This is a genomic window from Lutimonas vermicola (genome assembly GCF_038433205.1).
Taxonomy (GTDB): Bacteria; Bacteroidota; Bacteroidia; order Flavobacteriales; family Flavobacteriaceae; genus Lutimonas; species Lutimonas vermicola.
Genome location: NZ_JBCDNA010000001.1, coordinates 301,675 through 316,632, shown reverse-complemented (window position 1 = coordinate 316,632; position 14,958 = coordinate 301,675). Strand labels below are relative to the sequence as shown.

The window sequence follows — 14,958 nt, the reverse complement described above, 5'->3', positions numbered from 1 at the left end:
AACAAGATGAAACTAAATTACAAAACAATAAAACTTTTGAGTCTATTCCTGATGGCTTCAGCTACGCTGGCTTCTTGCTCCGACTCCAAGAATTCCACTACCACAGCTGTCGAAGTTGTAGATGTAAAAGTGGAAAAATCAATAGTTCCCGAGAGCAATGGTTATTTCAATACCAGTGGCCAAATTGAAGCCGATCAATTTGCAAACATCAGTACCAGAATGATGGGCTACGTATCTAAAGTTTATGTGAAAGTTGGGCAAAATGTAAGAAAGGGACAAGCCTTGATCGATATTAACAATGCCGATATGGAAGCCAAAAAAGCCCAGGCACAAGCCGGGATTAGCCAGGCTGAAGCCAGGTTTTTAACAGCCGATAAAAACCTGAAGAGATATCAGACTTTATTCGAGCAAAAAAGTGCTTCCCAAAAGGAGTTCGATGATGTGAATACCCAATACAGCATAGCAAAAGCACAGCTTGAAAGTGCCAGGCAGGTCCGAAAAGAAGTGGAAGCGATATTATCCTATACAAACATAAGGGCACCATTCAGCGGTGTCATTACTTCCAAATCTGTCAAGGTTGGCGATATGGCTAACCCGGGGCAGCACCTCTTGAGCATTGAGGCACCAAATAACTTTGTGGCCATTGCCATGGTCCCGGAAATGAATATTCCTTATGTACGCCAAAATGACAGCGTCAAGGTTTACGTAAAATCAAATGAAAAAACACTGTACGGAACCGTTAGCGAAATCAGTACTTCTTCGCAAAACTCTGGTGGTCAGTATCTGGTAAAAATAAAATTAGAAATTCCCGAAGACGTGCGATTGTATTCAGGGATGTTTATTTCTGCTGTATTCCCATCAAGTCAGAATCAAACTACCCAGGTCCTGATCCCCAAATCAGCGCTCATAAGAAAGGGAGACTTACAAGGTATTTATACTGTAAGTTCTTCTAATACCGCTATTCTGAGATGGCTCAAACTGGGAAGATCAGTGGGTGATCATATTGAAGTACTGTCAGGACTTTCTGAAGGTGAGCAATATATAGTAAGCGCTGAAAGCAAATTATATAACGGAGTTAAACTCAACATAAAATAAAAAGCGATGGATAAAGGATTTGCAGGAAAAATAGCATCGGTTTTTTTACAATCGAAGCTCACTATATTGCTGATGGTAATTTTCATGATCATTGGTGTTTACAGCTCTTATTTGATTCCCAGGGAGGAAGAGCCTCAAATTGAGGTGCCCATTGCCGATATATTTGTAGGGTATCCAGGTGCTTCACCGGCAGAAATCGAATCAAAAGTGGCGAAACCGCTTGAAAAAATCGTAAGCAATTTGCCAGGTGTAGAATATGTCTATTCAACCTCGATGAATGGGAAAGCCATGTTGATCGTGCAGTTTTACGTTGGAGAAGACCTTGAAAGATCATTTGTGCAGCTTTATAATGAGATTATCAAACATCTGGATCAGATACCTCAAGGGGTTACAATGCCATTGGTCAAAACCAGAGCCATTGATGATGTACCGGTTTTGGGGCTGACCTTCTGGAGCGAACACTATGACGATTTTCGGCTCAAGCAACTTGTGGAAGAGGTTAATTCTGAGATTAAAAAAGTGGATGGCGTTGCCATTACAAATATAATCGGTGGCAGAAGTCAGGAAGTGAGTGTCTTCCTTGATAAAGAGAAGCTCGCCGAAAACAAATTAGATATCCTGAGCGTGGCTCAAATGATACAGGCCAGCAATACACAATCCAATTCAGGAACCATAACGAATAATGATGAGGAAATCAGGATACATACGGGAGATTTTTTAAAGACTGCAGAAGATATTGAAAATCTGATAGTAGGTATTTACGAGAAAAGACCCGTCTATCTCAATCAAATCGCCACCGTTAGTTATGGTGCAGAAGCAGCTAAAGAATATGTGAATTTTGGTTTTGGGAAAGCCTCAGAAGAAAACCTTGAACACCCTGAATTGTACAATGCAGTTACACTTTCAATCGGAAAACAAAAAGGTGGGGATGCCATGAAAGTTTCGAATGTCATCCTGGAAAAAATTGAAACCTTAAAAAAAGACCTTATCCCGGATGATGTGCAGGTCACTGTCTCAAGGAACTATGGAGCCACTGCATCGCACAAGGTTTCTGAGCTCCTAAGCCATCTTTTTATTGCCATCATTTCTGTATCCCTGGTAGTAATGCTCGCCATGGGATGGCGCGGAGGCCTGGTTGTGTTTTTATCAGTACCGGTAACCTTTGCACTCACCCTGTTCAGCTATTATTTTATGGACTATACCCTAAACCGGATTACACTTTTTGCCCTTGTCTTTGTTACGGGTATCGTAGTTGATGATTCGATTATTATAGCCGAAAACATGCACAGGCATTTTAAAATGAAGCGATTACCCTTTAAACAGGCGGCTCTTTACGCGATTAACGAAGTTGGAAACCCAACGATACTGGCAACTTTTACAGTGATAGCCGCGGTATTGCCAATGGCCTTTGTATCGGGTTTGATGGGTCCATATATGAGCCCTATGCCTATCGGAGCTTCCATAGCTATGCTTATCTCCCTTTTTGTGGCCTTGACCATAACCCCTTATTTAGGGTATATTTTTCTAAGGGAAAAAGAAAATAAAACCAAGGAAAAGAAACCATCAAAAACGCTTGAAGATTCTTCTATCTTTAGGTTCTACAAGAAAACGATTGATCCGCTCTTAGACAATAAGTGGTATCGACTCGCCTTTTTCGGTATCAATATATTTCTGCTGATGGCAACTTCTGCCATGTTTCTTACCAAAGCCGTAGCAGTTAAAATGCTGCCATTTGACAATAAGAATGAATTTCAGGTGATTGTTGACATGCCGGAAGGAACAACTTTGGAAAGAACTGATATGGTGGTTAAAGAGATCTCACAGTATATCAAGGAAAGTCACTTTGTGAAGAATTATCAATCGTATGCGGGAACAGCTTCTCCAATAACATTCAACGGCCTGGTAAGGCACTATGACCTTCGAAGCGGATCAAATATCGCAGACATACAGGTAAACCTGACTGACAAGGAAGATCGCAAGGAACAAAGCCATTATATCTCTACCGTATTCCGTCCTGAAATTCAAAGGATCGGACAAAAGTTTGGTGCCAATGTCAAGGTTGTTGAGGTACCACCGGGGCCACCGGTACTTTCAACCTTGGTTGCAGAGGTTTACGGGCCCAATCACCAGCAGCAAATTCAAATTGCCGATCAGCTTAAAAATAAATTCGCTGAAGTTGAAGACGTTGTCGATATCGATTGGATGGTGGAAGATGATCAAACTGAATACAAATTTATCATAGATAAAGAAAAAGCCATATTGAACGGCATTAGCCCTCAGCAGATTGTGAATACCATGCAGATGTCTTTGTCTGATCAAGCCATTGGCAAGATGTACAGGGACAGATCAAATAGTGATATCGGCATCGTCCTTAAATTTGAAGACAAAGAAAGAGCCACCGCACAGGACCTTTTTCAATTCAAGGTAATTTCAAATAACGGAACAGCGGTTCCAATAGGCGATCTTATTCACTTGAAAAAAGATACGATTCAAAAAAGTATCATGAGAAAAAACCAAAGAAGGGTGGTTTATGTAACCGCTGATATGGCAGGAGATCTGGAGAGCCCTGTATATGCTTTAATGAGCCTCTCAGGCCTTTTAAAAGATATTGATATGCCCACAGGTTTTACCCTACATGAAGAATGGAATCATCAACCGACAAATACCGAGGAATACACAGTTAAATGGGATGGTGAATGGCAAATTACTTTTGAGGTTTTTAGAGATCTCGGGGCCGCGTTTGCCGTAGTTATCATTATCATTTATGTCTTGCTGGTTGGATGGTTCCAAAGTTTCAGGTCGCCTGTTGTGATGCTTATCGCTATCCCGCTTTCGCTGATTGGAATCATCTTGGGCCATTGGGTATTTGATGCCTATTTTACTGCTACTTCTATGATTGGTCTTATCGCATTGGCCGGAATCATGGTAAGAAATTCAGTACTTCTCGTTGATTTTATCAACCTGAGGCTCGAAGACGGCGTTGAATTAAGACAGGCGGTCGTAGAGGCAGGCGCAGTTAGGACAACGCCGATACTTTTAACTGCCGGAACTGTGGTGATTGGCGCTATTGTCATGCTTTTTGATCCAATATTTCAGGGGCTTGCCATTTCACTTTTAGGGGGTACGATATTTTCGACCTTTTTAACGCTGCTGGCAGTACCGCTGATCTATTACTATCTGGAAAGAAGCAAACTTAAAAAGAAAAACAAATCAATATGAAATTACTCGTCATTACCGCAGTAAAAAGCTATGAAAAACAAGCTGTAAAATTGTTTAAAAAAGCCGGAATTCTGGCCTTTAGCAACACTGATATCAATGGATTCAAAACACTTGACCAGGAAGACCTCATTGACAATTGGTTCTCCAGTTCAACGGAGAACGTAAAATCCGTTTTATTCTTCACTTTTACTGAAGAGCATAAGATCGATTTGCTATTGAAGGAGCTGGAAGTCCTCAATATGACGGTAGAAAGCGGTAATCCTTTAAGGGCCATTGTGTTACATATAGAAAAATATCAATAATTTTAAATATATAAAAATGATCAACAGGTACATCAACGTCATCGCCGGAAGTTTTATTCTTATCAGTTTATTGCTTGCTCATTATGTGAATCCCAACTGGATCTGGTTTACAGCTTTTGTGGGTGCCAATTTGTTACAATCAGGTTTTACAAATTGGTGTTTAATGTCGGTAATCTTAAAAAAGATGGGCGTGAAATAATAAATACCAAGGGCTTTAAAATACCTAAACAGCATGTTTTCAAGTAATTAATTTGGATATTAACTTCCAATTTCTTACTTTTATCTCGTATTAATTTTAAACCCCTTGCTATGAAAAAATTATTACTCTCTTTTGTTGTGCTTATATTTCTCAACTTCTCCGTTAGAGGACAAGTGGTTGAACTGATGGGAATGGGCATTAAAAGTAAGACCAGTGCTACTTTAGAAATCGCAGATCAGTATAATATAAAACAGGCTGATTTATTTGCAGTTTCAAAAGGTTTAAACACATTACCGCCAATTGACGGCGTTTTATTTGATAATGAAGATTCTCCATCGTCTAACTGGATTCCAATTGTCGGCAGTCAATATCTATCCTATGTAAAGGATGAGTCCATAGGTTATTATACAAGAAGCTTTGCAAATCCTTTAAATGAAAAGTTCAATGCATCTATAAAAATAGAGGACTATGTTCACTCCTTTTATGCCTATGTGTACAGAACATCATTGACGGCCAGTTATAAAAGCGTTGTTAATGTAGAGCAGGTTTTTATGTATCATAATGGTTCTGCGAAGAAATATGTATACACCCTGGATATTGGAACAGAAACGGCCAGCAGAGATTTGACCATTAAAGTACCCATATCTGAATTGGATGAAGGTCAAAGGATGATCGTCATCGAAATTGAGGCAGGTCCAAAATACCAGAGATTTGTTGAAAATACTTATAATTCACTTGGAAATTCTTTACTCATAGGTGAGTATCAGTTAAAGGATGTACCCGGAAATATTTCAGAAGTAACAATAAGTATCTATTCTCCCGACCCAGGTTCGGACAACTTAAACGGAGATTCATTTTTCGTAGGAGGCGTGATTGCTGATGTTGAAAAAGTTTTTAACGGATGTACCTTAACCCAGGGCTATTGGAAAACACATTCTACCTGCAAAAAAAATGGTAACGGCCCAAAAAGAGATGATACCTGGGATCTTATTGAAGGAGGTAAAGCTGAGAAAACTGTATTTTTTGAATCAGGAAAAGATTATTGTGAGGTTTTTAATACAAATCCAGGTAAAGGAGGAAAATATTATATTCTGGCACATCAATACATCGCGGCAGAATTAAATCTCCATAATGATGCTGATCCGTCAGATATCGCTTCCACCTTTGATGAAGCCACAAAGTTTTTACATGAAAATACGCCGGAAGAGGTTAACAACAATAAAGACCTTCAACAAATGTGCGTAAGATTAGGAGGAATTTTAGACGATTTTAACAACGGCCGAATCGGACCGGGTCATTGTGATGATAAGGATGAATACACCGAAAAGATTGCCATTAAAGTAGCCTCATCTAAAAACAAGGTAAACGTATTTCCAAATCCGGTTAGAGATGTTGGGAAAATTGCTTTTACATCAAAACAAAGTGGAGACACACGAATAGAACTGTATAATATTAGCGGGCAAAAAGTTGGAGACCTGTACAATGGTGTTACGAAAAAAGGAGCCGATGTCTTGATCGAATTCAGCACGCTTCATTTAAAAAGAGGATTGTATTTCGCCCTGGTCAAAAATGGAAACGATACAATGAGACATAAAATTTCGATTACAAATTAAGTCCGTTATATGAATTGATGAAAAACAGGTAGCACTCGCTACCTGTTTTTTTTGTCTTGACTCAGTAATCATATTTTAAATAAACATCAAAATTGTATATTTGCAGTGACATGGAATTAGACAGAAAAAATCATATCACTTCATTGATTTTAGTACTTATCCTGATCCTGCCTATGGGGATCGGTGTAATGCATGCGGTTCACGAACATGAAAATCAGCGGTGCCATGACCAGTCAGAGAGCCACATTCATGCAGAAAAATCAGATTGTTCGCATCTTCATTATTTTAATCAAACTTTAGATCAGAATTTCACAGAAGACAAGAATTTCAATTTTGCTCAATGGTTTGATATGAAGGACGCGTCAATTGAAGTGAGCATAACTGTTTCTTTTCCAAGCACTGATCCTGATCGTGGCCCTCCTGTTATCATGACATTCTAGTTTTTAAAAACTTTATAATGACATTGATAATACAATTTTTATGAAAATACATTTTTTCTATTATACGATCATCCTCTTCTTCTTATCTCCTTATGTGTTTTGGTCCCAAAATACAATTAATGGAAATATCTTAGACGAAAACAAAGAGCCGGTATTTGGAGCCGACATCTATATAGAACAGTTACATATCGGGACTACTTCTAACGAGTCAGGTATGTTTACACTGGACAATATCCCTAACGGAACGCATAAGTTAAGTATCAGTTTTGTCGGTTTTAATACCGAGAACCTCGAGGTACAAATAAAATCAAAAGAAACGATTCTTGAAGTATCTCTGACCCCATCAGTATTCCATATGGATGAGGTTATCCTTTCGGCCCCATTCAATAAACTGCAAAGTGAGAATGTGATGAAAATTGAATCTAAAAGCATGGAGATACTAAAAAAAGCAGGTGCCCCAACCCTGATGCAAAGTATCAGTAATATTCCGGGGGTGGCTGAAATAACCACCGGAACCGGTATCGGAAAGCCGGTTATCAGGGGTCTTAGTGGAAACCGTGTTTTGGTTTATACACAGGGAGTAAGGTTGGAAAATCAACAATTCGGCAATGAACATGGCCTTGGGATGAACGAATCGGGTATTGAGAGTGTGGAAGTAATCAAAGGACCCGCTTCCCTGCTTTATGGATCTGATGCTTTAGGTGGCGTCCTTTATTTAAACCCTGAAAAATTTGCTTATCAGGGAGAAACAAAGGTTGACCTGAGTCAGACTTTCCTGTCAAATACCCTGGGAAGCAATACTTCTATAGGCTTTAAAACTTCGAAAAAGAAAGTGAAATTCATCGCCAGAGGTGGTTTTAACAGTCATGCTGATTATCATATTCCCGATGGAGACAGGGTTACCAATTCACGCTTTACAGAAAAAGATTTTAAAACAGGTATCGGATTGAATCTCGATCAATTTGTAACAGAGTTTCGTTATAACTATAACCAGTCTGAAATAGGCATTCCCGAAGGTATAGAAGAACAAACCACTTCCAGATCCCCTGCCCTTCCCTTTCAGGACCTCAATACACATATACTGAGTCTGCACAACCATTTTTACTTAAACAAGTCAAAAATTGATCTCAACCTGGGGTACATTGTAAATAACAGAAAGGAATTTGAAGATGAGCACGACCATGGAGACGAGGAACCTGACTTTCAGGGTGGTGAAGAAGAGGAACATGAAAGCGAAGAGGCTGCCCTTGATATGAAACTGAAAACCTTGTCTTATGATTTAAAATATAACCTGGTAAAAATGGGTCAATTTGAGACTATTGCCGGCTTACAGGGAATGTATCAGGAAAATCGCAATTTTGGTGAAGAAATATTGATTCCGGATGCCATCACCAATGATATAGGCTTGCTCCTGACAAGTACCCTTTCGATTAACGACAAAAGTTCTTTGCAAGGAGGTGTCCGATATGACCACAGAAGCTTGTCATCATCTGATTTTGAAAAGGAAGATCCTGATTTTCCTTCTCAGGATATTACCATCGCGGGGCTGGATAGATCATTCAGTAACTTTACTTTTTCATTAGGTTATAAAAATGTATTCTTCGATAAAATTACCTCGCGAATTAATCTGGCCAGTGGATTCAGGGCCCCTAATCTTGCAGAACTTACTTCTTTTGGGGTTCATCACGGTTCCAATAGGTTTGAAGTAGGAAATCCTGACCTGGAGAGTGAATATAATTTTCAGTTAGATCTTTCCCTGGAATACGGTAATAAACATCTGGAGGTATTTGCCAATGGTTTCTATAATAAACTAGATAACTATATTTTTGCCAATCCTACGGGAGAGATGATTGACAATTACCAGGCATTTAAATACGTTCAAAGTGATGCAAAATTATATGGAGGAGAGTTCGGTATTCACTTGCATCCTCATCCCTTTGATTGGTTGCATCTCGAAAGTACTTATGAAACGGTTATTGGAGAACAAATAAGTGGAGACTACCTTCCTTTGATCCCAGCCAATAAATGGGCCAATACCATCAGGGTTGAATTCAAGGGTACAGAAAAATTCAATGAGCTTTATGCTGCCCTGGTATTGGATTCATTTTTAGAACAAAATAAAGTCAGTCTTAACGAAACTGCTACCCCGGCTTATAACTTATTGCACCTAAGGATGGGCGCCAATCTTTCCTTGCAAAAATTAAACATCGGCATGAACCTCAGTTTTAACAATTTACTTGACGAAACCTATATTTCGCACTTATCTGTTCTAAAAGCAGATTTGATACCAAATCCAGGACGGAACATTGTTTTAGGGCTTAATTTCAAATTCTTATAAGCCATATGCATGTTTTTACACTGACCCTGACTTTATGTTATGCAGCGCTTGTTTTTCTTTTAAAAAAAACCTTAAAATGTTGGGGCAATTCCTAAATTTGGCAAATCAAATCAAGCAGGATGGAAAAAAGACTCATAGAATGTGTCCCGAATATTAGCGAGGGAAGAGATAACGACAAAATACAAAGAATTGCAAGGGTTGTTGAAACAATCGAGGGCGTAAAATTACTGGATATAGATCCAGGGAAAGCTACCAACAGGACCGTGATCACTTTTGTAGGAGAACCCGAAAAAGTAATCGAGGCTGCCTTTCTGCTGATCAAAGAAGCCTCAGAATTGATCGACATGAAAAAACATTCCGGTGAACATCCGCGTTTTGGCGCGACCGATGTTTGTCCTTTGGTACCCATTTCGGGTATCAGTTTGGAAGAAACTGTCACTTATGCACACCAATTGGGTGAACGGGTAGGCAAAGAATTGGGAATTCCAGGTTATTTTTATGAAAAAGCAGCCAGAACAGAAAAAAGAATAAATCTGGCGAACTGTCGCTCAGGAGAATATGAAGGATTAAAAGACAAACTGGCAAATCCTGTATGGAAGCCTGATTTCGGGCCGGCAGGTTTCAATTCAAATGTAGCAAAAACAGGTGCCATAGCCATTTCTGCAAGGGACTTTCTCATAGCCTATAACGTGAATCTCAATACAACTTCCACGAGAAGGGCCAATGCCATTGCCTTTGACATCAGAGAAGCCGGCAGGATCAAAAGAGAAGGAAACCCATCGACGGGTAAAAAAGTACTTGATGAGCATGGGGAGCCTGTCAGGATTCCGGGTAAACTAAAAGCCGTGAAGGGAATTGGATGGTATATTGAGGAATACGGAATTGCTCAAATCTCTTATAACCTAACCAATATAAGCATCACGTCGATGCATGAAGCCTTTGACGCCACCTGCAAAGCTGCCGATGCAAGGGGTTTAAGAGTTACCGGATCTGAGCTGATCGGGCTAATTCCTCTGCAGGCCATGCTGGATGCGGCTGATTATTATTTGATCAAACAGGAACGGTCGTTGGGCATCGCAGAAAGCGAAAAAATTAAAATTGCAGTAAAATCTTTGGGTTTGGATGATTTGAAACCATTCAACCCGGAAGAAAAAATAATTGAATACCTTCTTAAAGACAAGCAAAAGGTTAAATTGATCGACCTTACGGCGGCCGGTTTGGCCGAAGAAACAGCCAGTGAATCAATGGCTCCGGGTGGTGGTTCCATTGCCGCTTACGTAGGTGCATTGGGAGTTTCACTCGGCACTATGGTTGCGAACCTTTCGGCCCATAAACCAGGCTGGGATGATCAGTGGGAAACTTTCTCCTCATGGGCTGTAAAAGGCCAGGCTTATAAAAATAAGCTACTGTATCTTGTTGATGAAGACACCAATTCTTTTAATGGGATCATAGAAGCTTTTCGCTTGCCCAAGGGTACTGCTGAAGAAAAAACGATACGGATGGAAGCGGTTGAAAATGCTACTAAATACGCTACAGAAATTCCCTTTCAGGTAATGAAAACCGCCTATGATTCAATAGAGGTTATGGAAGCCATGATCAAAGACGGGTTGCCAAATTCATTGTCAGACGCAGGTGTAGGTGTACTCTGTGCAAGAACTGCAGTAATCGGGGCGTATTTTAATGTTAGAATCAATGCAAAAGATATTAAAGACAAGTCCTTTGTCGACAAGATCCTTTCCGAAGCCGCGGTTATTTATAAAAAGACACTGGAGCTTGAAAGCTCTGTTATGGATATTATCGATTCCAGAATGTAATGTGAAGGGAGAAGCCATCCTGCCTGCCGACAGACAGGTGAGAAGGGAGAAGTGAGAGGTGAGATTTCTGCAGGCTTATTCGAATACGTCATCATGTATTTTAGCCGATCCATTCCAGGGCCGAAAATAGACGTAACGCTCGGCACCCAACAGAAGCCATAAATCATCCATTTCTTCTCTGGTAAACTGTGATTCATGACAATAAAATGAATTCCGGGCCAACTCATAATTTTCTTTACTGTAAGGAACCCTGTACGTTAAATATTTCATGTCTGTAGTATGAATATTCTCTTTAAACCATTTACCTGTATCGGTTTTTAGCCCGGTAATTTGATTTATTGACTCTGCTGAAAAACCTACGTATAACAGTTGATTTGAAGATGCCAGACCCTGCTTTTGATATACTTCAGTAACCAAATTGCTCACGGTTCTGTGGTCCGGATGACCGTAGGCCCCGTCTGGTCCGAACGTGATTACGACATCAGGCCGCAATTTGACAAACAAGCTGTCAATTTTATCATCCAGGGTAGCCATGCTTCCCATGGAGGCTAAAGTTCCATCTGTATAACCAAGAAAAACAGGCGGGTTAATACCTAAAGTTTTGGCGGCACAATCAGTCTCCAGCTTCCTCACCTTTGTCAATGCGTCACCGGCCTCAATATTGGCATGAGCCGTTACACCTTTTGATCCATCGGTAACAACAACTAATTGAATATTCACGCCCAACTTCGCATATTTGGCAAAAATCGGCGTCACATAGCCCTCATCGTCAGGATGCGCAAAAATGGCAAGTATGGTTTTGTTTTTGTTTTTCTCAAATTCGTCCGATAACTGCTGTCCTCGCGTATTTCCCGAAAGCAAACCGAGAACTATAGTGAAACATATCAACAACTTTTTCATATGATTCTATTTATCAAAATATTATTAAACAATTCAATTATTCCCTCAATCTTCCCATAAAAACACTGGCGTTCGAATTATAAGGATTCCCTGAAGATCTTCTAAAAGAAACTACTTGTCCACAATGCCAAATGGCATCAGAGATCGGTCCGTTAATTTGATTCCAGAAAGGAAATGTATTGGTACCGTTTTTACCTTTAAATACTACTGTAAATTCAGCCAGATCATCACTCTCCCTGAAGATATCCGCGGCTGTTTTTAAATTATTCAGGGTTAACTTGCGTTTTTCATAAAAACTTAAATCTTTAAAATCGTTGCCTTCATTTGTTTTGTGCAGCGCTGAATTTAAGATCACAGTGGAAAGTCCTAAAATATGGTCAATAGTTTCTTGTGAAGTCCTGGCTTCAGGAGAGGGCCTGAATGCCAAATCTTCCGGGCTAAGGCCTTCAGTGGCCCAGTAATACCTAAACCCCAACCCGTCTACCATTCTGGCTGCTATAGCCCCCTGGCTATAGGCTTCAGGTGCCTCTGGAATTTGAAAATACGGCAATGCTTCGTAGTGTTCTTGTGCCTGGCTCATAAATAAATTCATGTATATCATCAAAGTTAATACTATTCGATGTTTCATAAGGCATATTAATTTTTTATTGGGATGTTTTTCTTGTCTTTAAGCCCGTATTTATCAAACAAATATACCAATGATGCCATTGTTGCGGCACCCAGTTCAAGTTCGCGCTTATTCACTGCGTCAAAAGTATCAATACTTGTATGGTGATAATCAAAATAGCGTTGAGAATCAGGTCTTAATCCGGCCAGTACGATTCCCTCGGTTTTCAGCGGTCCAATATCGGCTCCACTCCCACCCTTTTCAAAATAATGGATCAGATAAGGCTTAAAAAGATGTTCCCAGCTTTTGACCTGATCAAATTCCTCGTCGCTACAGTCAAAAGAAAATCCTCTTGGTGTAAAACCTCCTGAATCGCTCTCCAAAGCCAGGATATGCTGCTCCCGATTGAATTTTGCTTCTTCAGCATATTTTCGTCCGCCTCTAAGGCCGTTCTCCTCGTTCATAAACAGTATCACACGTATACTTCTTTTGGGTCTTTGCTCCTGGAATTTCATCAATCTCAGTACCTCCATAGATTGCACAACGCCTGCACCATCATCATGAGATCCATCTCCCATGTCCCAGGAGTCAAGATGCCCTCCAACTACGATAAATTCATTGGGAAATTCTGAACCTCTTATCTCACCGATTACATTAAAAGATTCAACATCATCAAATTGCCTGCAGTCTTGTTTAAAACTCAGTTTTAATAAGGCATCATTTGACAGCGCCATGCTCAAAGCTTCTGCATCGATCGTGCTGATGGCAGCTGAAGGAATTCTCAGGTTTTCGGGAAGATCACCATAAGTCATGGCTCCCGTATGAGGATAGTTGTCAAGCCGCAAATTCATTGACCTGACCACAACCCCGATCGCTCCAAGTTTACCTGCTTCCATCGCACCTGAATAACGCTGGTCAACGCATCCCCCATAGGCCCTGAAGGTTTCAATAAGTGTTGGCTCCATGGGTCGGTTAAAAAAAATAATCTTGCCTTTTACCTTGTCAGGCCCCAGGCTTTTTAATTCATCAATACCCTTTACTTCTATTACCTCTCCAATGAGCCCTTCCCGGGGTGTAGCGACAGATCCTCCCAAAGCACAGATATGCAATTCATGCCGATCCATTCCGGTGGTAAAATACCCACTTTCCTTTGCCCCTCTAACCCATTTTGGCACCATGACAGGTTGCAACCACACTTTATCTAAACCGAGTTTTTCCAATTCAGATTTGGTATATTCCACGGCTCGCCGAGCCCCATCTGATCCGGACAATCGACCTCCGATCTCATTAGAAAGGTGATCAAGCCAGGAATAACTCATGCCGTTGCTTAAGGAGGTATTGTACATGTTTTCAATTATTTTGGCATCCTCCTGCGCATTGACCACCCAGGAAATAAGTAAAAAAGTGAATAAAATATTTAGCTTCATACGATATATTTAGTTTGTGTTTGTCCAGTAATCAACAACGAGTACGTCATCTAGAATAGGTTGCAAAATCTTTCCAAAAGCTTTATGATCGGGATGCGGTAAATAAAGATTCCTGTCCTTTTCATTATCAAATGTAAGTAAAAATCCATGCGTATAACCCTTGTTTAAATTTTCGGGAGAATTGTTAAGACCCCATTCAAATTCCCTGATCTGCTCAATAAGTGATGGCAGTTCTGCAAAAGCCTGCTCTACTTTATAAATATCGGCCTGGGTTGCCGTTTCTTTAAATTTTAACAATACGATATGTCTGAGTTTTTTCAATTTTTGAGTCTTTTCAGTTTTCAGGTATTTGGGTATCTCAGGTGTATTGCTTGCTTCCCTGTCAAAGCAGGCATTCAAACAAACAAGGCAAAGAAAACCACATATCAGTGTAACAGCCTTCATGATTTTTTTCAATAAAGATACATTTCTCAGCAAGATATTTTAGCAAATGTATATATTTATAGAAAGTAATCTATAACATAGAATAAATATTCTTTTGGAATTCTCTTATACTCTAAATTATACACTTATGAACAAAATTAGTCCATTCCATCTTGCTATCCCGGTTGATAATCTTTCCATTTGCAGGAAATTTTATGGAGAGGTCCTGCAATGTGAAGAAGGAAGAAGCTCGTCGCATTGGGTGGATTTCAATTTTTTTGGGCATCAGCTGGTGATACATCAAAGACCGGTGACCGACGAAGTTCCCAAAAAAGTATACAACCCGGTGGATGGTCATAGTATTCCTGTTCCCCATTTTGGCGTAGTGCTTGACTGGGACGTCTGGCATGAATTCAAAACAATGATTTCAGGCAAGAATATTAAGTTTATTATCGAACCGTATATACGATTCAAGGGTCAAGCCGGCGAACAAGCCACCATGTTTTTTCTTGATCCTGAGGGAAACGCTCTCGAATTTAAAGCCTTTAAAAATATAGAAAGCCTATTTGCTAAATAAACTG

At 40.0% G+C, this 14,958-nt stretch carries 13 protein-coding genes; 9 read left to right on the top strand and 4 right to left on the bottom strand.

Features of this window, described 5'->3' with window-relative positions; genetic code table 11:
* The first annotated feature begins 6 nt into the window (after positions 1-6).
* The 8 genes from AABB81_RS01420 to ftcD all read left to right on the top strand — a co-directional run bounded on the left by AABB81_RS01420 (position 7) and on the right by ftcD (position 11,020).
* On the top strand, positions 7-1,095 hold the full coding sequence (locus AABB81_RS01420) for an efflux RND transporter periplasmic adaptor subunit (protein WP_342158099.1): 1,089 nt from the start codon (positions 7-9) through the stop codon (positions 1,093-1,095).
* A 6-nt stretch (positions 1,096-1,101) separates the two neighbouring features.
* Positions 1,102-4,314, top strand: coding sequence for an efflux RND transporter permease subunit (locus tag AABB81_RS01415; protein WP_342158098.1), 3,213 nt, complete (start codon positions 1,102-1,104; stop codon positions 4,312-4,314).
* Positions 4,311-4,616: a hypothetical protein gene (locus AABB81_RS01410; protein ID WP_342158097.1), complete on the top strand. Its 306-nt coding sequence runs from the start codon at positions 4,311-4,313 to the stop codon at positions 4,614-4,616. The genes AABB81_RS01415 and AABB81_RS01410 overlap by 4 nt, the downstream gene beginning before the upstream one ends.
* A 16-nt stretch (positions 4,617-4,632) precedes the next feature.
* On the top strand, positions 4,633-4,815 hold the full coding sequence (locus AABB81_RS01405; protein WP_342158096.1) for a YgaP family membrane protein: 183 nt from the start codon (positions 4,633-4,635) through the stop codon (positions 4,813-4,815).
* Between the two features lie 110 nt (positions 4,816-4,925).
* The gene (locus AABB81_RS01400; RefSeq protein WP_342158095.1) at positions 4,926-6,428 is read left to right on the top strand and encodes a T9SS type A sorting domain-containing protein; all 1,503 of its coding nucleotides are present in this window, start codon (positions 4,926-4,928) and stop codon (positions 6,426-6,428) included.
* 110 nt (positions 6,429-6,538) lie between these two features.
* Positions 6,539-6,868 carry a hypothetical protein gene (locus tag AABB81_RS01395; RefSeq protein ID WP_342158093.1) on the top strand — a complete coding sequence of 110 codons (330 nt, stop codon included), beginning with the start codon at positions 6,539-6,541 and terminating at the stop codon, positions 6,866-6,868.
* Between the two features lie 40 nt (positions 6,869-6,908).
* Complete coding sequence (locus AABB81_RS01390) at positions 6,909-9,206, top strand: TonB-dependent receptor (RefSeq protein WP_342158092.1); 2,298 nt, start codon at positions 6,909-6,911, stop codon at positions 9,204-9,206.
* Positions 9,207-9,325: 119 nt separating this feature from the next.
* Positions 9,326-11,020, top strand: coding sequence for a glutamate formimidoyltransferase (ftcD, locus tag AABB81_RS01385; RefSeq protein ID WP_342158091.1), 1,695 nt, complete (start codon positions 9,326-9,328; stop codon positions 11,018-11,020).
* Positions 11,021-11,095: 75 nt separating this feature from the next.
* Here the strand turns inward: ftcD and AABB81_RS01380 are convergent, their stop codons facing one another.
* The 4 genes from AABB81_RS01380 to AABB81_RS01365 are packed head-to-tail and all read right to left on the bottom strand — an operon-like array spanning position 11,096 to position 14,398.
* Positions 11,096-11,920, bottom strand: coding sequence for a PIG-L deacetylase family protein (locus AABB81_RS01380; RefSeq protein WP_342158090.1), 825 nt, complete (start codon positions 11,918-11,920; stop codon positions 11,096-11,098).
* Positions 11,921-11,957: 37 nt separating this feature from the next.
* The gene (locus tag AABB81_RS01375; protein ID WP_342158088.1) at positions 11,958-12,548 is read right to left on the bottom strand and encodes a hypothetical protein; all 591 of its coding nucleotides are present in this window, start codon (positions 12,546-12,548) and stop codon (positions 11,958-11,960) included.
* Between the two features lie 8 nt (positions 12,549-12,556).
* Positions 12,557-13,954, bottom strand: a complete 1,398-nt coding sequence (locus tag AABB81_RS01370) for a M20/M25/M40 family metallo-hydrolase (protein ID WP_342158086.1) — start codon at positions 13,952-13,954, stop codon at positions 12,557-12,559.
* Positions 13,955-13,963: 9 nt separating this feature from the next.
* Positions 13,964-14,398 carry a Dabb family protein gene (locus AABB81_RS01365; RefSeq protein WP_342158085.1) on the bottom strand — a complete coding sequence of 145 codons (435 nt, stop codon included), beginning with the start codon at positions 14,396-14,398 and terminating at the stop codon, positions 13,964-13,966.
* A gap of 127 nt (positions 14,399-14,525) precedes the next feature.
* Here AABB81_RS01365 and AABB81_RS01360 point away from each other — a divergent pair, with 127 nt between their 5' ends.
* Positions 14,526-14,954, top strand: a complete 429-nt coding sequence (locus AABB81_RS01360) for a VOC family protein (RefSeq protein ID WP_342158084.1) — start codon at positions 14,526-14,528, stop codon at positions 14,952-14,954.
* Positions 14,955-14,958 lie beyond the last annotated feature (4 nt).